This window comes from Bacteroidales bacterium (genome assembly GCA_013314715.1).
In the GTDB taxonomy this organism is placed as follows: Bacteria; Bacteroidota; Bacteroidia; order Bacteroidales; family GWA2-32-17; genus Ch61.
Map to the genome: position 1 here is coordinate 27590 of JABUFC010000024.1, position 21534 is coordinate 49123.

At 35.1% G+C, this 21534-nt stretch carries 14 protein-coding genes; 1 reads left to right on the forward strand and 13 read right to left on the reverse strand.

Annotation, left to right across the window (positions count from 1 at the left end; all coding sequences use genetic code 11):
* A complete protein-coding gene (locus HPY79_07145; GenBank protein NSW45571.1) occupies positions 1-1251 on the forward strand; it encodes an anion transporter in 1251 nt (416 codons plus the stop codon).
* On the opposite strand, the gene HPY79_07150 is transcribed toward HPY79_07145, so the two are convergent.
* The 13 genes from HPY79_07150 to HPY79_07210 form a co-directional block, all read right to left on the reverse strand.
* A complete protein-coding gene (locus HPY79_07150) occupies positions 1246-2868 on the reverse strand; it encodes a transglutaminase domain-containing protein (GenBank protein NSW45572.1) in 1623 nt (540 codons plus the stop codon). The genes HPY79_07145 and HPY79_07150 overlap by 6 nt on opposite strands.
* Positions 2869-2899: 31 nt before the next feature.
* Positions 2900-4099, reverse strand: coding sequence for a transglycosylase SLT domain-containing protein (locus HPY79_07155; protein NSW45573.1), 1200 nt, complete (start codon positions 4097-4099; stop codon positions 2900-2902).
* An 88-nt stretch (positions 4100-4187) separates the two neighbouring features.
* Positions 4188-4625 (reverse strand): NUDIX hydrolase, encoded by a 438-nt coding sequence (locus HPY79_07160; GenBank protein NSW45574.1) that lies wholly within the window; start codon positions 4623-4625, stop codon positions 4188-4190.
* Positions 4626-4628: 3 nt separating this feature from the next.
* Positions 4629-5195, reverse strand: a complete 567-nt coding sequence (locus tag HPY79_07165; GenBank protein ID NSW45575.1) for a TlpA family protein disulfide reductase — start codon at positions 5193-5195, stop codon at positions 4629-4631.
* 1 nt (position 5196) lies between these two features.
* A complete protein-coding gene (gene murA, locus HPY79_07170) occupies positions 5197-6504 on the reverse strand; it encodes a UDP-N-acetylglucosamine 1-carboxyvinyltransferase (GenBank protein ID NSW45576.1) in 1308 nt (435 codons plus the stop codon).
* A 2-nt stretch (positions 6505-6506) separates the two neighbouring features.
* On the reverse strand, positions 6507-7121 hold the full coding sequence (locus tag HPY79_07175; protein ID NSW45577.1) for a DUF4290 domain-containing protein: 615 nt from the start codon (positions 7119-7121) through the stop codon (positions 6507-6509).
* Between the two features lies 1 nt (position 7122).
* Positions 7123-9426, reverse strand: a complete 2304-nt coding sequence (locus tag HPY79_07180; protein ID NSW45578.1) for a UvrD-helicase domain-containing protein — start codon at positions 9424-9426, stop codon at positions 7123-7125.
* Between the two features lie 157 nt (positions 9427-9583).
* Complete coding sequence (locus tag HPY79_07185) at positions 9584-10597, reverse strand: hypothetical protein (protein NSW45579.1); 1014 nt, start codon at positions 10595-10597, stop codon at positions 9584-9586.
* A gap of 51 nt (positions 10598-10648) precedes the next feature.
* The gene (gene gldG, locus HPY79_07190; GenBank protein ID NSW45580.1) at positions 10649-12409 is read right to left on the reverse strand and encodes a gliding motility-associated ABC transporter substrate-binding protein GldG; all 1761 of its coding nucleotides are present in this window, start codon (positions 12407-12409) and stop codon (positions 10649-10651) included.
* Positions 12400-13134 carry a gliding motility-associated ABC transporter permease subunit GldF gene (gene gldF, locus HPY79_07195; protein ID NSW45581.1) on the reverse strand — a complete coding sequence of 245 codons (735 nt, stop codon included), beginning with the start codon at positions 13132-13134 and terminating at the stop codon, positions 12400-12402. Before gldF ends, gldG begins: the two co-directional genes overlap by 10 nt.
* A 42-nt stretch (positions 13135-13176) precedes the next feature.
* The gene (recG, locus tag HPY79_07200; GenBank protein NSW45582.1) at positions 13177-15273 is read right to left on the reverse strand and encodes an ATP-dependent DNA helicase RecG; all 2097 of its coding nucleotides are present in this window, start codon (positions 15271-15273) and stop codon (positions 13177-13179) included.
* A 106-nt stretch (positions 15274-15379) separates the two neighbouring features.
* Positions 15380-20917, reverse strand: a complete 5538-nt coding sequence (locus HPY79_07205) for a gliding motility-associated C-terminal domain-containing protein (GenBank protein NSW45583.1) — start codon at positions 20915-20917, stop codon at positions 15380-15382.
* Positions 20910-21347, reverse strand: a complete 438-nt coding sequence (locus tag HPY79_07210; GenBank protein NSW45584.1) for a hypothetical protein — start codon at positions 21345-21347, stop codon at positions 20910-20912. Before HPY79_07210 ends, HPY79_07205 begins: the two co-directional genes overlap by 8 nt.
* Between the last annotated feature and the right edge of the window lie 187 nt (positions 21348-21534).

Below are 21534 nucleotides of genomic sequence, written 5' to 3' on the forward strand. Positions count from 1 at the left end.
ATGAATATTCAAATTGTTGCCTTATTAATATTTGTAATTACCTACACGGGTATTATTTTTACCCGCTTGCCTTGGCTTAATATCGATCGACCGTCGGCAGCTTTTTTTGGAGCTGTGGCTATGATGTTATTTGGGGTTATGACTTTTGAAGAGGCTATTTATGCTATCGATTTCAACACGCTCTCGTTGCTTTTAGGAATGATGATTATTATTGCATCGTTACAAGCCGATGGCTTATTCAATTATCTTACCGAAAAATCGATTGTACTAGCAAAAAATCAACGACGATTATTAACTTATGTCGTTTTTATTACGGGTATTGCTTCTGCCTTTTTGGTAAACGATGCTGTAGTACTTATGTTTACGCCTATTTTGATTTTTATTTGCAGAGCCTCGAATCTTAACCCTATACCATATTTAATTGCTGAAATAATGTCGTCGAATATTGGGTCTGCAATGACTATAACCGGTAATCCACAAAATATGCTTATTGGCTTAAATAGCAATTTATCGTATGGTACTTTTATGCTTTATTTGTTGCCTATTTCGTTTATCGGTATGTTAATGGTTATTGTTTTTATTCGATGGTATTACCGATCGGAATTTTTGACCCTAAAATTGATTCACCCTCCTGACGAAAATTTAAATTATCGATTTGATTCTTTGCGAATATCTGTTCCTATTTTTTTAGGTGTTATTGTTGCTTTCTTTTTAGGTAAATTGTTGCATTTGTCTATATCGATGATCGCATTGGCAGGTGCGTCTATTGTAATGATTTTTGGTCATATTAAACCTCGTCGTATTATTGATAAGGTCGATTGGGTATTGATTTTGTTTTTTGCTTCTTTGTTTGTGGTAGTGAAAGGAGTTGAAAAAGTGGGCTTGTTAGATTATTTTGTACAATATGCTCAGGTTCAAAATTCGTTTAATGGTGTATGGTCGATACATGTTATGAGCTTGATTGGTTCGCAAATAGTAAGCAATGTGCCTTTTACTATTTTGATGTTACCCTTTTTAAAAATTGCCAGTACCGATGTGTTGTGGTTGGCTTTGGCATCGGCATCAACATTGGCGGGTAATGCAACAATTATTGGAGCAATAGCAAATCTTATTGTCATTGAATCGGCACGAAAATACGGTATTCGTATAAAATTCTGGGAATTTTTGAAGCCAGCATTACCGCTTACTTTAATAACTTTAATTTGGTCCATGATTGTATTATATTTTGAAATATGGGTAGGTTGGCTATAATTCTTTTTTTATTATTGCGAAAACAGAAGCTTTTTTAAGTAAATCGAAAGGATGAATGTTTGGATGACTTGGTATATTAAGTAAATGAGGGAAGGCTTTGCCGTTATATAATTTAATATGTGTCCAATCAATACCTAAAAACTGACCTTCGCAAAAGCGATGTTGATATTCTTTGTTATCGGAACTAGATTCTATTGGTAAACTTACTGCATTTTTGTTATCAAAAACTTCGATCCATGCATGATTATAGTAAATACTCATTATACTGTTAGTAGCATTGTAAAATCGTGGAACTTTATAGCCACCTACCGATTGGCAAGCTATGTGATTGAGTGTGTAAAAAATGAGCATAAGTGCTGTGTAATCGCCGCAAGTACCATAGCCGTCTTTTAAAACTTCTTCAAAATTGCGTGCATCAATATTTTTTTTATATTCTAATTTAGAGTATAATATATTTCTGAGTTTTTTGGCTTTTTCTATGTTATCAAGCTCATCATGAATAATGAATTGATTAAAATATGGGTTGTTAAGGTCTAATTCATTTTCTTCTTCGGGGGTTAATTGGTTTGTAGTATCTAAACTAATATTATTGTTTTTGGGATTTATTTTTATGCTTGTAAGTTGAAGTGTAGCTCTGAAACCAATAGACTTTACAAATGGATGATGGATGGTGTATTGGGCATATTTTTTTTGGTTTATTTCAATAATTTCGAAAGGGAGTCCTAAATGAACAATTTTTAGGACTTTTTGGTGTAGGGTATCAGGAGGGATTGCCAGTTGTATGGTCATTGGTAGTGAATAATGCTGTAATTCATTTTCAAAAAAGTTTTCTTCGTATATAAAATCTATTTCAAAAGCATTAGTGCTAACTATATTATAGTTCTCATGTGGGGTTGTTTGTATTTTAATAGCATGTAAAAAGGGTTTTTGTTCTTGCCAACAACGATTATCGTAGCCAACTTCGTTAACTAAACCTCCATAAAGGATAAAATGTTGTTGATTTTTATAGATTTGACCAATGGGGTCGATAAAGGGGGTGATGGCTTCGAATTTTAAACTACCGTCAAAGTAATAACATCTTATTGTATTTTCTTCGGAGTCGGTAATATAAAGTTCGTCGTTTATTATATATAATGATGTATTTCCAATGCCCTTGTAATTAAAAGAATTTAGTAAGGTTAATGTAGTTTGTTCAATTTGATATTGTATAATTTTTGCCGATTCGCGTTCTGTTACCCATAAATGATCGTTTTCGACAAACAAATGATTGATGTTAATATTAAGCTTTGTTTGATGGATAAGCCTTAATGTATTTTTTTCAAACCATAGTATATTTAGAGTTTTGGCATCGAAGGTTAGTATAAAATCTTGATAAAATGTGATTCCAATTTTATTTTTCCAAATATCGGTATTATGAGTATTGATTTGAGTTAAATTTTCGTATTCTAAAGAATAGGTATATAAACAGCCATCGATATTATTTAAAAAATATATATCATTGAAATGTTGTGCAATAAATAAGTATCTTTTTTTTTCGTGAGGTGGAATGCTAATGCTGCCATCAAAATGTTCAATAACAGTATCGTATTTATTAAGTGGGATATAATGTGTTTTCATAGTTTAAAAGGGTATTAAAATATATAAGATATTATTCAATAATGATACTATTATTAGTTGTAGGTGTCCATATAGTTAAACTACTTCCTGTTGTTAAATCGTTTGATTTTAAGTTATTCCATTTTTTAATATCTTCGGGCGAGCATCTGAAGTCAATAGCTAATTTAGTAAGATAATCGCCTTTTTTTACTGTATAAGAAATAGCTTTTTTCGTATTATTAGAGTTTAGTTGATTGGGGTCTGGAAAATCATTGTTGTAAATTTCATTTTTATGTTCGATAAAAGCTGATATTTTATCACTAGGTAAAACTAAAGGAACATTTGTGGGCATTTTAGGAATATAGTCTTGTTTATAAACAGGATTTAAAAAGCGTATGGTTTCGATGTTAATATTGAGTATTTGCGATAGTTTTTGGAAGTATATAGGCTTGTTTACTAATACCGTATCAATTTGATGGTAATATACCATATTTTCGCTTGGTTGCAATTGATATTCTTTAGCGTAATTCATTAAATAGACCATTGCAATAAATGCAGGTACGTAATTTTGTGTTTCTTGCGACAAATAAGGTCTTATTTCCCAAAATGTGTTTTTACCACTGCGAATCATTGCATTTTTTACGACGCTAGGACCACCATTGTAGGCGGCTATGGCTAATTGCCAGTCGTTAAACATATTGTAAAGGTATTCTAAATAGCTACATGCTGCTTCGGTCGATTTAATAGGGTCTTGACGTTCGTCAATAAAAGAATTTATTTTTAGGTTTAGTAATTGTGCTGTAGGAAGTAAAAATTGCCATAAACCAACCGCTCCTGATTTACTTCGAGCAAAAGGGTTTAAGCCCGATTCAACTACCGATAAATATTTTAATTCCATTGGTAAATGGTATTTGTCGAGGTATGTTTCGAAAATGGGAAAATAATATCCAGCATAAGATAATGAACGATTTATAACATCTTTGCGTTGAGTTAAAAGATAATGAATATATTTTTTTACATGATCGTTAAAATCGAGACTAATGGGAGTTTGAAAGTTGAGTTCGCTTAAACGCATTTCTATGGTTAAATCGTCTAAAACGGGCATCTTTGTGATATTTTTATCGGTATAATTTTCGGAGGTAAAAGGCGAAGCCGGTATTTCGGTCAAAAAATCAATTTTATTGTTAGGTTGAGCTATCAATAGGTTAACCGATTGTAATATAATTAAAACAAGAATAAATACTTTTTGCATAGCAAGATATTTGATTAAAAGTAAGGGCTTTTTAAAAACAAAATAAGTAGATGAAAATAATTTAATTAACAATATAAAATGTTGATTATCAAATATGTGTTAATATTTTGTGTTGAATATCTTGCCATATTTTTGGGTGGTCGAAAGCTAAAGGTGGTAAGTTATCAATAGAAAACCATTGAGCTTGTAAGGCATCGTCGCCCGATTGAGTGGGGATGGTTTTGTTTAATAATGCATAATATACAATGCCTATTGTTCTTCCTCGTGGGTCGCGGTTGGGATCGTCGTATATACCAAAAAAAATGAGTTCGTTTATTTTTATTCCGGTTTCTTCGTATAATTCTCTACGGGCGGTATCGATTAAAAATTCGTTCATGTCCATAAAACCACCTGGGAATGCCCACATGCCTTTGTAAGGATTATTTTTACGTTTAATAAGTAAAACGTTGGTCTCTAATTTTTGGTGGGCTATTAAAACAATATCGGTGGCTACTGCTGGGCGGGGATATTCGTAGCAATAAGGCATAAGTTATTTAAGCTGTTTTTCGAGTTCTTGTTCTAGAGTTGAGCCTCTTAAATTTTTGGCCACTATTATACCGTTTCCATCGATGAGCCAGTTGGTAGGTATGCCCATCACTCCGTATAAGCGGGCGGCTTCGCTATTCCAGTACATGAGATCGCTAACATGATTTTCCCATATAAGGCTATCTTGTTGAATAGCTCTTTTCCAACTTTCGGCGCTTTTGTCGAGCGAAACGCTATAAACGGTAAAGCCTTTGCCGTTTTTAAATTTTTTATCTTTGTATTTTTTGTATGCGGCTACTACATTTGGGTTTTCGCGTCGGCATGGACCGCACCACGATGCCCAAAAATCTATGAGTACCATTTTCCCTTTTAGGGAACTTAGAGCTATTTCTTTACCATCGGGATTTTTTAATTTTAATTCGGGAGCCTTATTCCCAATTTCTGTACCTACCGTAATTTTGTCTTTATTTGATTGAAGCGATTCATATTTTTTTGGTACTGATAATTGATGAGGTACCATAAAGCTAATGCTAATAATAGCTGCTAATAAAAGGTATGAAATTTTAATCATATTATAAACGTTTTATATTTGCTCCTAAGTTATTTAATCTTTTATCAATTTCTAGATAACCTCTGTCTATTTGCTCGATATTATGAATTTTACTTGTTCCATTTGCCGAAAGGGCAGCGATGAGGAGGGCAACACCGGCACGAATATCGGGCGAGCTCATTTCGATGGCATGAAGTGGAACACGGCGGTTATGACCTATAACAATAGCTCGGTGAGGGTCGCAAAGAATAATTTGAGCTCCCATTTCTATTAAACGATCAACGAAGAAGAGGCGACTTTCGAACATTTTTTGATGTATTAGAACGCTTCCTTTGGCTTGAATGGCAACTACTAAAAAAATGCTCAATAAGTCGGGACTTAAGCCAGGCCATATAGCGTCGGCTATAGTAAGAATGGAACCATCGAGGTAGGTTTCAATTTCGTAATGTTTGAGTGGGGGAATATGAATATCGTCTATACCAGAGCGTTCGACAGGGATGCCTAATTTTTTGAACGATTGTGGAATGATACCAAGGTGTTCGAAACCAACATTTTTAATAGTGATATCGCTTTGTGTTAGAGCAGCTAAGCCTATAAAACTACCTACTTCTATCATATCGGGTAGTATGGTATGTTGTGTGCCTTTGAGCGATGTAACTCCTTCGATGGTGAGCAAGTTGGAGCCAACTCCATTTATCTTAGCTCCCATTTTGTTTAGCATTCGGCACAGTTGTTGGACGTAGGGTTCGCAAGCTGCATTGAAAATGGTAGTAGTACCTTCTGCTAAAACGGATGCCATAATTATGTTGGCAGTTCCGGTAACAGAGGCTTCGTCGAGGAGCATGTATTGACCTTTGAGTTTCGATGCTTTTACAGAGAATAAGCTTCGGTCGTGATTGAATTTTGATTTTGCTCCTAATTTTTCAAAACCAAAAAAATGGGTATCGAGGTGGCGGCGTCCTATTTTATCGCCGCCAGGTTTGGGTATTATGGCTGTCCCAAAGCGAGCTAGTAAAGGACCGACTACCATAATAGAGCCTCGTAGTTTGGCTGCTTTTTGATAAAAATCGTCCGAATAAATTTGGTTTATGTTTATGTTTTCTGCTTTATACGAATATTTGCCTGTGTCAATTTTTTTTATTTCAACACCTAAAGTTTGTAGAAGTTCGTTTAATTTTAAAACATCGAGTATTTCGGGAATATTATTAATAATAACTTCTTCTTTTGTAAGTAATGTGGCGCATATAACTTGTAAGGCTTCGTTTTTAGCTCCTTGCACGCTTATTTCTCCGTATAGTGGTTTACCACCTTCAACAACAAATGAACTCATTATTATTTGCGTTTATTGTTTTTTTTGATGTTGTTGTTTTTTTTGTTTTTGTATAAAATGTCGCGTGTTTCGTTGAGTTTTACTTCGGGTAGTTGCATTTCATTGTTTTTAGACATAAGGCGAATATCGGATAATATTTGTTCGTCACTTACGGCTTCTTTATTATAGAGTAAGTATTGTTTTTTCATATGGTTGGCCAAATCAATTAACATTTGTTGTTTTTCGGGTGTGTCGGGAAGTGATGACAATTTTTGTACCAAAAGTTCTGATATATTGCCATAGTGTTTTAGTTGTGTATTTTTTGTAGGATAAGGTATTTTTTTACGTTTGAGTTTAAAATCTTCGGTTTTATATATGGGGACAGGGTAATCAATATCTAGCTCGTAATTGGATATTTGTGCTAGTTGATTCCATAGTTTAGCTTTGTGTTCGGGGGTATCTTTAACATAAGGAGTGAAGTTGGCCATTATTTGAATAATAACAGCAGCTAAACGGTTTCGTTCTTCTTTATTGGGTATGGTTTTTACGTAGTTTACCATTTCTTGTACATGCCTTCCGTATTCGGGTAAACGGAGGGGTTCTCTTAATGTGTTGTAATACAAATTTTTGTCTATCATTTTATAGAATTGTTAATTTGGCGTATTTTAACAGTAATTGTTTTTGTCCATTTATTTCAAAATCAACAAGAGCCTTAGCGTTTATGTCGTTTCCTTCAATTTTTAAAATTTTGCCTTTTCCAAATCGTTCGTGCATAACGAGCATTCCTTCGGTAAGATTATGCATATTTACAGGCGATGACGATGTGGAATGGTTTTTATTTTGAATGTCGTTCAAAGATACTAACTTTTTTTCATATATGGGTATTTGTATAGTTGATTTTATATTTTGTTGACTGATAAAATTTCGTTCATTATTAAAAGCATAGTTGTCTATGTTGAAATGGAATGGTATTTTAAGGTAGGTAGGGTTTATTTCGCTAATAAATGGTGAGGGACTCGAAGCTTGAGGTTTGCCCCATATGTTTCGTTGTTCGGCAAATGAGATAAAGGCTTTGGTTTTTGCACGGGTGAGGGCAACATAAAACAAACGCCGTTCTTCTTCTAAATTAAGTTCAGAGTCTTTGTGAAATTGTAATGGAAAAATATTTTTCTCAGCTCCAACTATGAAAACTACCTGATATTCGAGTCCCTTTGAAGCGTGAGCTGTCATTAATGTAACTTTGTCTTGTTCTTTATTTTTTTCGTTTTGTTCGTCAACACTGCTTAAAAGGCTAACGTGTTCTAAAAAATCTATGATATTGGGAGTTGTTTGGGTGATTTCTTCTATATTATCTTGAAAATCTTTGATGCTATTTACTAGTTCCTGAATATTTTCTTTGCGATTTAGAGCGTCTTGGGTGTTTTCTTTGGTAAGCTCATCTACTATTCCGCTTTTATTTATGAGTAGTTCAATAAAATCAAATGCATTTAATGATTTTATATTTTCTGAGAGTTCATTTATTAAATTGGTAAAAAGTATAATTTTATGGATGATATTAGTTTTTAAATTATGGTATATTATAGCATGGTTGCTAATTATATTCCATATGCATGTTTGCTGTTCGTTGGCAATTGATTGTATTTTTTCTAAGGTGGTGGGACCTATACCACGGGCAGGAACATTTATAATACGAAGTAATGCTTCGTCGTCGTTGTGGTTTATAGCTAATCGAATATAGGCAATGATGTCTTTTATTTCTTTGCGTTGATAAAACGATACACTACCATAGATGCGATAGGGGATATTTTGTCGTCTGAATGAATCTTCTAATACACGCGATTGAGAATTCATGCGGTACAATACTGCTATTTCGTTGTATGGAATTTTTTTGTTTTGATGTAATTGTTCGGTAATTTTAGCAACAATGTACGCTTCTTCGGTTTCTGTCAGTGCTTTTAGAAGTTCTACTTTTTCGCCTTCTGGATTTTCGCTATAAATTACTTTGGGGATACGTTCTTTGTTGTGTTCTATTAAGCTATTTGCCGCATTTACAATATTTTGAGTAGAGCGATAGTTTTGTTCAAGTTTGTATAGTTTAAAATTGGGGTAATCGTTTTTAAAATTAAGAATATTTTCGATGCGTGCACCTCTAAACGAATAGATACTTTGTGAATCGTCGCCTACTACGCAGAGGTTTTTGTGTTGTGCAGATAATTTTTTAATAATAAGATATTGAGCAAAATTAGTATCTTGGTATTCGTCAACTAAAATATAATCGAAAAGGTTTTGGTATTTGGTTAAAGAGTCAGGAAAATCGCGAAACAAAATATTGGTGTTGAGCAGCAAATCGTCGAAATCCATAGCGTTTGAGTTTTTGAGTCTTATTTGATAGTTTTCGTAAATTTTCCAAAGCATATCCATTTTTCGATGGCTATCGGCTTCGAGTAGTTCTTTTTTGTTTTTATACGATTGGTAGGTAATCAGATTGTTTTTGGCTTTACTAATCCGTGCATGAACATCGTTTACTTTGTATTTTTCGCTATCGAGATTTAAGTCTTTGATTATATGTTTAATAAGGTTTTTACTGTCGTCGCTATCGTAAATAGTAAAGTTGGATGTATAGTTAAGTTTTTCGGCTTCGTCTTTTAGCATTTTTCGAAAAACGCTGTGAAAAGTACCCATCCATAGTTGACGTGCTTGTTTGTACGAAACCATGTGAGCAATGCGTTCTTTCATTTCGTCGGCAGCTTTGTTGGTAAAGGTTAGTGCCATTATGCGTGCAGGGTGAATGCCTTGTTGGAGCATATAAGCAATGCGATGGGTGAGTACTCGGGTTTTGCCAGAGCCTGCACCTGCTATGATGAGTGTTGGTCCTTGATAGTTAACAACAGCTTCTTTTTGGCTTTGATTTAAAGCTTGTAAAATATCATAATTTTTCTTCATACCTTTAAAATGAACTACAAAAATAATAGTCGTAACCTTATTTACCTAATTAAGTTATGAACAACTTTTTATTGAAAACTTTATGGTAAAATTTTTTAATATATAAAGATTTTTTTAAATAGATTTAGCTTCTATTTATATTTTATTTATCGTAAGATTATTTTTTAGTCTGGCTTGTAAAATCGTTTATTGATAATAAAATGGGGTCGAATGTAAAATATTGGCAGAGTGCGGGTGTATTACCATTATAGATGCCGTACATAATATCGGGGTCGTAGGGCATCACATTGCCCGAATTATCGATATATTTTTTTATGTTGGGCATACGATGCAAATCGAGGCTATATGTTTCTCCTTTTATAGTTTTAATTTTAATGTGGGCCAACGCAGTCGCTTTGTTTAGAGAGTCGATACGGCTTTGGGGCATATCGTAGGTCCATATATCTACTTTGGCTTTTAGAATACCTAATACTGTTTCTTTAGCAAGCAATGTATCGAATATAGGCATATTGGTATTTTGATAGTTTAGTAATTGATAATCGCGAGCCGATTTACGAATAATGGTATAAGACGAAAGTGGATGTTCGGGATAACGAACTTGCAATGAGTAGAATGAATTTATAGGAATAGAAAAAAGGCTTACATCGCGCCATTCTTGTTCATCTACAAAATATCGTACTGTAAGATAACCATTAAAACCGGGTTTGTGTGTAATGAATGGTACCGAAGAATTTTCGAGTATCATATAGGTGCCAAGGTTATCGGGTGTTGCCGGACCTACATAATAGGTTTTTACTTTTTTATTGTTAGCATAGATTTCAACTTTTATGCTACGGGTGGCTAAATGTTTGGTAGCTGTTTCGAAAGCTGATTTAGGAACCGGCGATTTTACTTGTACAGAAGCAATGGCATCGAGCAAATTTTTGATAGCGTCGGCACGGGCGTTAAATTTGTTGTTTACTCTCCATGTATGTGCGTTAATACGCTCAAGTAATACGGCATGGTTATTTTTATCGGCTAAAAATATTTTATTAACTGAAGCTGTATCTTCGTAGGCGAAATCTCGTAGTTCTTTTTTTAATGTACTTTTATTATTATTTATAAATACAATTATAGCTAGCGTTAATACTATAACAAAGATTAAATAAAGAATCGTATTTTTCTTTTTCATTTGTAGTTATTTTTATTTAAGGTTCTTATTTTTTTATGGCTAATTCATATTTTATTTTGAAAATTTATGTTTTCTATACCATGTTAGCGAAAGTCCAAATGCAAGTATAATGAGTATGGGTAAAATTATATTTATAAGCTGAATAAGGGTTTTATTTTCTTCAATGGCTTGTCGGTCGAGTAGGCGTAATTGTACAATTTTTGAATGTAATTCGGTAAAGTTTTTATTATCGAGCATATAACTAATTAAGTTCATTAAAAATTCTTTATTCCCAAAAGTTTCGCCTGTGTAACGGTCAAAACCTAACGGCAGTATTTCAGTTTTCATACCGAGTCGGCGTATATGGTTTCGAATAATATCTCCATCGCCAATTACAGCTAATTGGGTATATACACTTTGTTCTTTAAATGCTATTTCTTTGTGTTCGTACATTTCTGGAGCTAAACGATTTAAGTAGATGCTTTTAAAGCGACCTTCTAACAACAATGCCGTAGGAATATACGATTTAGTAAAAAAGTCGGGATTGATTTTTTTCTTAATAATACCTAGGTTAATTTGTATAGGTGCATTAAGTGCCCTAGAACTTTGCGAAGTTGTTAGTAATACAGTTTTAATAATGGTAGAATCGTCGCCAACAGGATCGACACTAGATACAAATTGTCCTTTAACCAGGTTAACATTTTTGCCAATAGGATGTTTGGTATTGGGCAATAAAAGTGGAAAATAAACCCAAGGTGATGGGGTAAATTGTGGTTGTGTACCGGCAATAGCAGTGTTTACAGGGATAATTGCACATTGCACATCTTGTACAAGATTGGGATTGACACGGGCACCATATTTAAAAAGCTGATCGCTAATATTTAGATTTTTTATAGTTGCCATTACGGTACTTGAATAGGCAAGGCTATCCATATTTGCATCCACAGCATCAATTAACCAAATGACTTTACCACCGTACATAATAAATTGGTCGATTATGTACTTATCGAATTCGCTAAACATAGAATCGGGATTAGCAATAATAGCCAGATCGTATTTGTTAAATACACTTACTTTGTTATTGCTATCGAGTGTCCGGCTGGTTAAACTATATATTTGACTATCGAGACGTACACGCTCTACTTGAAAATATTCTGATAATGCGTTGGTAAAATCGGCTACTTCTTCAGCATCGCTTTCGCCATGTCCCTCAATAAAGGCAATGCGTTGACCAAAATCGTTTTTTAATTTTCGAATCGCATTTATAAGTGTAAATTCAACATCTTCGATAGAGGCATTTAAGTTTTCTTCGGGCGATAAATTTAAGCTGTTATGTAAAAAGTCAACGGCTATTTCATGACCAGCATAGCTTATAAGGGCTCCTGGAAAAATAATTTTTTCCGTAATTTTACCTTCATCGTCTTTTTCTTGAACATTTGTAGGGGTTAAGCCTTTTTGATACAATTGTTTGTATAGTTCTTTTTGTGTTTTTTTATCGCCAGTTTCGGCAGGATTAATGAATTCATATTGTACATTGTCGCCAGCATACGATCGAAAATCGTCGAGCATTTCTTTTATGCTGTTGCTTAATCGTTTGAAACCATAAGGTAAATCGCCATCGAGATATACTTTCACATAAACAATATCATTTAAATTGGTTAAAATTTTTTTGGTGGTATTAGTTAGGGTGTAACGTTTTTCGGCTGTTAAATCGATGCGGGTAAAAAAAAATGATGCAATATAATTTAGTAAAATAATGGTTATGAATACTATTATTAACTCTTTATATACTTGTCTTTTAAATGACTTACGTTGGTTTTTATTTATTTCCATTTTCTGCTAGTAAGTTTAGTTTTTGTTAATAATATAAAAATGCTAATAATGCTTAAAAAATAAATAATATCGCGTGTATCAATAACGCCGCGACTAATTGATTTATAATGTTCACTAATTCCTAGGTTATATATAATACTAGCAAAGTTTTTAAATATGGGTAATGAACCGATTGCATCGAAACTAAAAAAGAATATAAAGCAAATAACAGCTCCTAATAAAAATGCTATAATTTGATTTTCGGTTAGTGAAGATGCAAATAAACCAATGGAAACATATATGGCTGCTAAAAAAAATAAGCCAATGTATGAACCTAAAATGGCACCTGAGTCTAAATTACCAATAGGATTACCGTAATTATATATGGTAATATAATATACGATTGTAGGAATGAGTGCTAATAATACTAATAATAAACCCGTTGTAAACTTAGCCAAAACAATAGTTAAATCTGAAATTGGTTTAGCATAAAGCATTTCGAGTGTTCCTGTTTTTTTTTCTTCACTAAACAATCGCATAGTAACCGCAGGGACTAAAAATAAAAAAATCCATGGCGATAAAATGAATAAACTGTCGATATTGGCATAACCTATTTCGAGTAGATTAAATTGTCCGGGGAATACCCATGTAAATAAGCCAATAATGATAAGAAAAATAATGATTACCAGATACCCGGTTATTGAAGCAAAAAAGCTTGATAATTCTTTAATTAAGAGTGCTCGCATGTATTGAAATTTTAAAGTGCAAAATTAAATGTTTTTATGGTCCTAACTAATTTTACTCCAGTCAATTTTTTCATTCTTTAATTTTTTTAACTTATTAGCTAGCATGGGGAATTCAGATAAAAAGTTGTTATTGTTTAAAACATGTTGGGCATCGGAGCGTGCGAGATTCATTATGGGTTCATCGAATGTAAGCGAGGCAATTTTTAATTCAAAGGGCATACCGCTTTGTTGAGTTCCTTCGATATCGCCAGGTCCTCGAAGTTCTAAATCTTTTTCGGCTATATAAAAACCATCATTCGATTCTACCATAATGGCTATACGTTGGCGTGCTTCTTTGCTAAGCTCTTGTTTAGTCATAAGTATGCAATACGATTGTTCGTTGCCACGTCCAACTCGTCCGCGTAATTGATGCAATTGCGAAAGTCCAAATCGTTCAGCGCTTTCGATTACCATTACAGAGGCATTGGGAACATTTACGCCTACCTCAATTACAGTTGTCGCAATCATTATTTGTGCTTTACCTTCTACAAAATATTTCATCGAGAGTTCTTTATCTTGAGGTTTCATCTGACCGTGAACAACAGCAATAAAGTATTGGGGAGGTGGAAATTCACGCGAGTAACTCTCGTATCCATCTTCGAGATCTTTATAATCAAAGGTTTCTGACTCTTTAATGAGAGGAAAAACTACATATATTTGTCTTCCAAGTGCTATTTGTTCTTTTAAAAATTTAAATAGTGTTAGTCGTTTACTGTCGGTTAAATGGACTGTTTTAATAGGTTTTCTACCTGGAGGAAGCTCGTCTATAATAGAAACATCTAAGTCTCCATATACGGTCATTGCTAATGTTCGAGGTATAGGAGTTGCCGTCATTACTAAAACATGGGGTTCATTGGTGTTTTTTTGCCATAATTTTGCTCTTTGAGCAACACCAAAGCGATGTTGTTCGTCAATTATTACAAGACCTAAATTTTTAAATTGTACAGTATTTTCAATTAAAGCGTGAGTACCTAAAATAATGTGTACCTCACCCTTTAAAAGACCGCTATGTATAGTTTTACGTTCTGAGGTTTTTGATGAACCTGTTAATAGTTCAATCCGAATAGGTAAGTTTTTACATAGTTCATTAAGAGTAGCAAAATGTTGCTGAGCTAAAATCTCAGTAGGAGCCATTAAACATGCCTGATAACCATTATCGATTGCCATCAACATTGCCAAAAGAGCTACAACCGTTTTGCCGCTTCCAACATCTCCCTGTATGAGTCGGTTCATTTGCTTCCCTGAAGTTACATCTTTGCGTATGTCGCTTAGTACTTTAATTTGAGCTTGGGTAAGCTTAAAGGGCAATTGATGATATAATATTTTCGTGTAGTAATCTTTTTCTTTTGAAAATATAAAGCCGTTGATGTTGTTTAAACGATATTTTTTTAAACTTAAAATATTGAGCTGAATGTAAAATAACTCTTCGTATTTGAGTCGATATTGAGCCTTTTTTAACGTTTCGTAATTACTTGGAAAATGAATCTGTTGTAATGCTTCTTGTAAAGGGAGTAAGTTATTTTTATTTATTATTTCAATAGGAAGAGGATCTTGAATGAGTGAATAATATTGTTTAATTATGCTTTGTTGAATTTTTAATATGTTTTTTGAGTTTATTTGATGTTTCTTGAGTTTTTCAGGAATAGAATAATAAGGTTGTAACCCTTTATTTATGTTTTGTTCATAATTTATCCATAGTTCAATATCGGGGTGAGTAATATTAATGGAGCGATTAAATAATGTTGGCTTTCCTAAGATAACGATATTGGTATTTAAAGGTACTGATTTTTGAATCCATTGAAATGAATTAAACCAAATAAGCTCGATGGTTCCGGTATGGTCGGCAAAAATGCCAACCAATCGTTGAGCTTTACCATCACCCACTATTTTATAGTCGATTATTTTCCCTTTGAGCTGTACATAAGGAAGTTCTTCGTTTAATTCACTAATACTATAAAATTTGCTTCTATCGATATACTTATAAGGAAAAAAATAAAGCATGTCTTCAATAGTAAAAATATTCAAATACTTAGCAAAGAGTTCGGCACGTTTAGGTCCAACTCCAGTAACAAATTGAATATTATCGTTGATAGATGCCATTATTTTTGTATGCAAACTTACATTTTTTTACTCAATACTGAAAGCATATAAAATAAAAAAGAGGCTGACTTAATCTGAAGTCAGCCTCTTTTTTATTATTGTAAGTTTAACGAATTACCGATACTGCACCCGATTTGATATGTTCAACATTGCTGGGGTCATAGTATTTAACTAACCAAGTATAGGTGCCAATGGGTACATCTTTGTTGTTTTTAGCTCTGCCGTCCCAACCATATTTAGGAGGATCGTTAGGATCGTATTTGTCGGTTTCGTAAATAATTTCACCCCAACGATCATATATATACATTTTAAAATTCTTGGATGTAATGCCATTGCCAACAACATAAAAAATATCATTCAAATCGTCATTATCAGGCGAAATATAGGTAGGAGCGTAGAATGTGTATTCATCACGAACAGGTACATAGCTTCGAGCTGTGTCTTTACAACCATAATTAGTAACAGCTATCAGTTCTGCCAAATAATTGCCAATATGATGATACCAGTGATATGGATTTTGAGCATTGGATGAATCGCCATCGCCAAATGCCCAAATATACATATCGGCATCGGCTGATAGATTTGTAAACAATACTTCTGGGTCAACAATACTGGGCACGAGTGGTGAAAAAATAAAGCGAGCATCGGGAGTTGGATATACGCGAATCATGTCTTGGTATGTGTATGAGTTTATACATCCATGAGGACTGGTAATAGTTAGAGTAATATCATATAAACCATCGTTATTAAAAGTATGTACAGGGTTTTGGTCAAACGATATTTCACTTTGACTGCCATCTCCAAAGTTCCACTGATAGTTTTGACCGGGTGAGCTTACTTGTGGATGAAAAGTAACGGTTAGTGGTTCGCAACCGCTTACTATATCGGAGCTAAATTGTACTTCTGGTAAAGGATGTACGGTTATATAAACAGAATCATGGGCAACAGAACCGCAAACATCTTTTACATAAAGCATGTAATAGCCCGATTCTTGAGGATAAATGCTTACGGGTGGGGTAACTACTGTTCCGTCTGGCAATGTAATTAAATAGGGTGGACCACCTCCAGCATACATATTGGGGGTAAGTTGTACTTCTTGACCCGGACAAACAGCCATTGGAGAGGCCGTTACATCTACAACCAGTGGTGAAGAAACAGTTATATTAATGTTTACGGTATTGCTCGTGCATCCATGTGCATCAGTGGCAGAAACGGTGTAAGTGGTATTAGTTGTGGGTTGTATTCCTATAGAAGAATTCCCTGGGTTGCCATTCCAATAGAAGGTATAATTAGGAGTACCACCTGTGGCATTGGCAGTTAAATAAGCCCATTCGCCATTACAAATGTTATATAGGTTTTGAGCACTTACGACCAATGGGCTTGGTTCGTTTATAATAACCGATCCGGTTTTACTACATCCACGGGAGTCGGTAACTGTAACCGTATAATTACCAGCAGCTAAATGATTGAATTGTGAAATTGTATCGGTTATATTGGGAATACTATAGTACCAAGTTCCAACACCTCCAGTAATATATATAGTTATAGTACCGTCATTTGAACCATTACAGGTTAAATCGGTTTTGTCAATTTGGGTGATGACTAATTCGCTTGGTTCTGGAACCATGGCAGTTGCTGTAGAAGAACACCCATTGGCGTCAGTAACGGTTACAAAATGTGTACCTGCACATAAAGAATTATTGGTAGGCAAATCCGGTGTACCACTGCTCCAGTTGTATGCGTATGGAGGTGTGCCTCCCGATGCGGTTACAGTAGCTGAACCATTGCAATCGCCATAGCATTGTGTAGCTTGAATATTATTTATCTGCGAAGTTAATTCAGTGGGTTCATTTATGGTAGCAGAAGTAGTGGCAGTACATCCATTTACATCGAAGACAGTAACATCATATTGTCCTGCACATAAGCTTGTAGCGGTGGGGTTATTGGTGTTATTGGACCATGAATAAGAATAAGGAGCTACACCATTAGTTATTGTAACAGTTGCAGAACCGGTGCATTGTCCATGACATAATACATCAATAGTAGATGAAATGTTGGCTATAACTTGTGGTGTCTCTGTTAAAATAAAACTTTGAGTGGCTGTACAGTTGTTGGCATCGGCTACCGTTACATAGTAGTTGCCAGCACAAAGAGAGTTAATGCTTGGAGTACTAGCTAAGTTAGACCATTGATAAGTGTACGAAGTAGAGGTGCCACCTGTACCAGCTACTTGAATACTACCATTACACTGTCCGAAGCATGTTGGGTTAATAGTAGCAATAGTTTGAATATTTACAGCCGACGGTTCTGTTAATGTAAAATCGTGAGTTACTAAGCAACCATTTCCATCTGTAATGCTAACAGTATAAGTTCCTGCTGCTAAATTATTGGCAGTATCCGAAGTACTTACATTGTTTGTCCAATTATATGTATAGCTACCGGTTCCGCCTGTTACGCTAACGGTTGCCATACCACTATTATTTTGATAACAGGTTAAATTTGTTTGATTAGGAACTACCACAATGGGGTTAGGTTCGGTAACGGTAAAAGGGTAGGTAAGAGAGCAGTTGTTGACATCGGTAATGGTTACAGAATAAGTGCCGGCTGGGAATGGAGGTCCTGTTGTATTCGACCATTGATATGAATATTGAGGAGTGCCACCCGTAACATTGATTGTAACCGTACCATTTGTATCACTTGCACAAGTTACAGGGCTCACATTTACATTAGCATTTAGGGCAGGAGGTTGATTGATGGTAACGGTTGCTGTGTTAGAGGGACAATGGTTATCTACTATTTGAAGAGATATATTAATATTACCTGGGGTTGTCCAGGTAACTTGATAAGGACCTGAGCCCGAGCCCGAAACAATGGTAGCGTCGGTTCCAAAATTCCAGTTATAGTTTGCTGTTCCTGTGGCAGAACCGGTGAAAGTAATAGTTGAAGCTTGACCGTAACAATCGATAGGTGTTGCGGTAAACGATGCTACGGGCTGTTGTATAAATGTAATTACAACCGTATCTCTATCTTCGCAACCTGTTCCGTTCACTTCGTGCCAATCGTATGAATAAGTTCCTGCCTGACTTACTGTGACCGAGGTGTTTGCAGAATGATTATTTTGAAACGAAGATACTCCAGGTCCGCTTATTTGAGTCCATGTGCCAACTCCAAGTGAAGCAATAGCTTGAAGATTATAGTTTAAACCACAGATACTATCATCAGCACCAGCATTTGTTGTTGGCATAATACAACAATAAGGATGCCCATAAGGTAAAACGGTTAGAGTGTGCTGCGTTTGAGTAGAACTACATCCATTTTGCGTAACAGTTAACGAAATAGTGTAAGCTCCATCGTTGGTATATTGAACCACATAGGGTCCTTGTCCACTTCCGCTAATAACAGTTCCACCACCAAAATCCCATGTATAAGTGGCAGTTGCAGGTGCTGACCCTGTATACTGGATAGTGGTTGTGCTGTTGATGCAAATAGAATCGTTATAATTAAAAGTTGATGTTGGCTGTTGTATAAATGTAATTACAACCGTATCTCTATCTTCGCAACCTGTTCCGTTCACTTCGTGCCAATCGTATGAATAAGTTCCTGCCTGACTTACTGTGACCGAGGTGTTTGCAGAATGATTATTTTGAAACGAAGATACTCCAGGTCCGCTTATTTGAGTCCATGTGCCAACTCCAAGTGAAGCAATAGCTTGAAGATTATAGTTTAAACCACAGATACTATCATCAGCACCAGCATTTGTTGTTGGCATAATACAACAATAAGGATGCCCATAAGGTAAAACGGTTAGAGTGTGCTGCGTTTGAGTAGAACTACATCCATTTTGCGTAACAGTTAACGAAATAGTGTAAGCTCCATCGTTGGTATATTGAACCACATAGGGTCCTTGTCCACTTCCGCTAATAACAGTTCCACCACCAAAATCCCATGTATAAGTGGCAGTTGCAGGTGCTGACCCTGTATACTGGATAGTGGTTGTGCTGTTGATGCAAATAGAATCGTTATAATTAAAAGTTGATGTTGGCTGTGGTTCCACTGTAACGTCTTGAGTTGTTACAAAATCGCATAAGGTATCCGTAATAGTTATGGTACCATTGCATTTTAGTTTAAAATCATCAATATTCCATCCTTTGTAAGTTACACTTCCATCGGTAGTTCCAATTCCAAAACGTACCTTAAAATTGGAGTTATTGGTAGCCTGTGGAACCGAATAGGTTCTTAACGTCCAAGCTGTTTCGTTAAGCGATGAAGTATTAGTCCAAATTTGTTGCCATGCAGAGCCGTTATAAGCTTCAATATACATATGGTCGTAGGTTGGACTTTCAACACCGCTATGACTATAAAATTCGATATTACAGGTATTTAAGTTTGCGCAGTTTATAGTTGGGCTTGTAAGCCAATAAGTTTGAGTTAAGCTGTTTTGATAACATCCACCAAGCCAATTCCCGATAATGTAATTATCGGAAGTAGCTGTATGGTCTTGTGATGGGTCTTGACTTCCGCTACAACCCGAACTTCCTGTTGCCGATCCCCTTGTCCATTGAGTTCCATAACCTGTCCATCCTTTATCGGTAGAAAAGTCGTCGAAAAAGAAAGTTAACATTCCGGTAGCCGAGTTTGTAGTAACATAGTAATGGTGGTAAGTAATGGTATGTGTTCCCACGCCTGCAATAGATGGGTCAAATGCATTGCCCGATATTCCTGGACCCGAAAATACTCCAGGCGTAGGGCTGCCTGTTAAAGTCGAAGGAGCATCGGTTACACAATAAGTATTGTTTAATCCGCTAATAGACATAGTTGGAGGTGGATATACGGCAACATATACGCTATCTGATGCAGAAGCTGAGGTAACTGAAACTGTTGCAACAAAATATCCGCTTGTTTGAGCAGTTATGGTTGTGCTATATGTATTATTTGATACAACGTTGCCATTGTAAATACCTTGTATTACTTGGCTGGGAGGAGGGCAGAAAATTTGTACATTATCGAGCCCCCAGTGGTCGTAGTTGTTTCCTGATGTTACATCCTGATACCAGCTAAACCAAACAGTACCATTTACCGGCACGTTTTCGCAATAATGCTGCCAGGTGGTTAATACCGGATCGTATCCTCCATTAGGATCCCAATAATTTATATCGATCCATGGACCGCTTGGTCCTGCAGTAGAATATTGTAAATGTACCCCTTCAGTTGATTCGTCGGGTCCTTCGCAGGGTGATGAATTTGATTCAGAAGCGTATTTCATATCAAAACATATCTGACATTGTGTTGTTACATTGTAACCAACAGTTGTAAGCCTTCGTGGAAAGCTTGTTGCAGGTCCTATCCATAGGTATGTAGTTCCATCAGATCCTGGTCCGCAAGGATTATTAAACATAGGTGAAGCATTCGATGACCAACCTGTTCCTATGTTTCCGTTATTAAAATCGTTGTTCATCATATACGTAGGACATCCGGCATCGGGATAGGCAAAACTAACCTGATCGCCTTGACAAATTTTTATTGTATCAGGGTTTAATAAAAAATCGCCATTGTAATATACGGTATCAATGGTTAAAGAACATTGCGAAAAACCTTGAAATGACAACAAAGTATATAAAATGACTATCTGAAAAAATCTATTCATAGAATTCTACTTTAAAATTCACAATTTCAAATTTCGATAATACTGAACTTCGGTTGTTTTGCAATTGTTTAATATATACCATTAGTCCTTTGGGAGAGGTTTTATCGCAATTCCCTTCGATGCTTTCCGAAGGAGCTAATTCGATGGTATAAGTATTTTCGGAAGTTTTGGGTTTGTCGCATGTTACACATGCGCCGTTGAGCCAATTATCTATATTCCAACTTATAGTTGCATGCAGGTTAGTAGTATTGACCAATTGTAATTGATAAAATAGCTGATGAATGCCATTTGCATTGTCATGACATTCTATTTCGCGAGCGAATATCTGAATACCTTGTTCTTCTTTAATAATCTTTATAGGATTATTTTGGCTCAACATCACTTGTTGACCTAATAGGGCAAAAAATGCAAAAACAAAAATGGTTCTCATAAAAATTTATTTTTAGACGTTGATTTTCTGAATTGGTTGCCAAGATAGCTATTATTTTGTGAGACCTTTGCAAAATTATATTATTTTTTTGATATATCAAAAATATTTGCCTAAAATTGAATTTTTAAGGTAATGATTCAAATTGCAGGACGATTTTATTCAAAAAAACATCTTTTTTAAAGCCAAA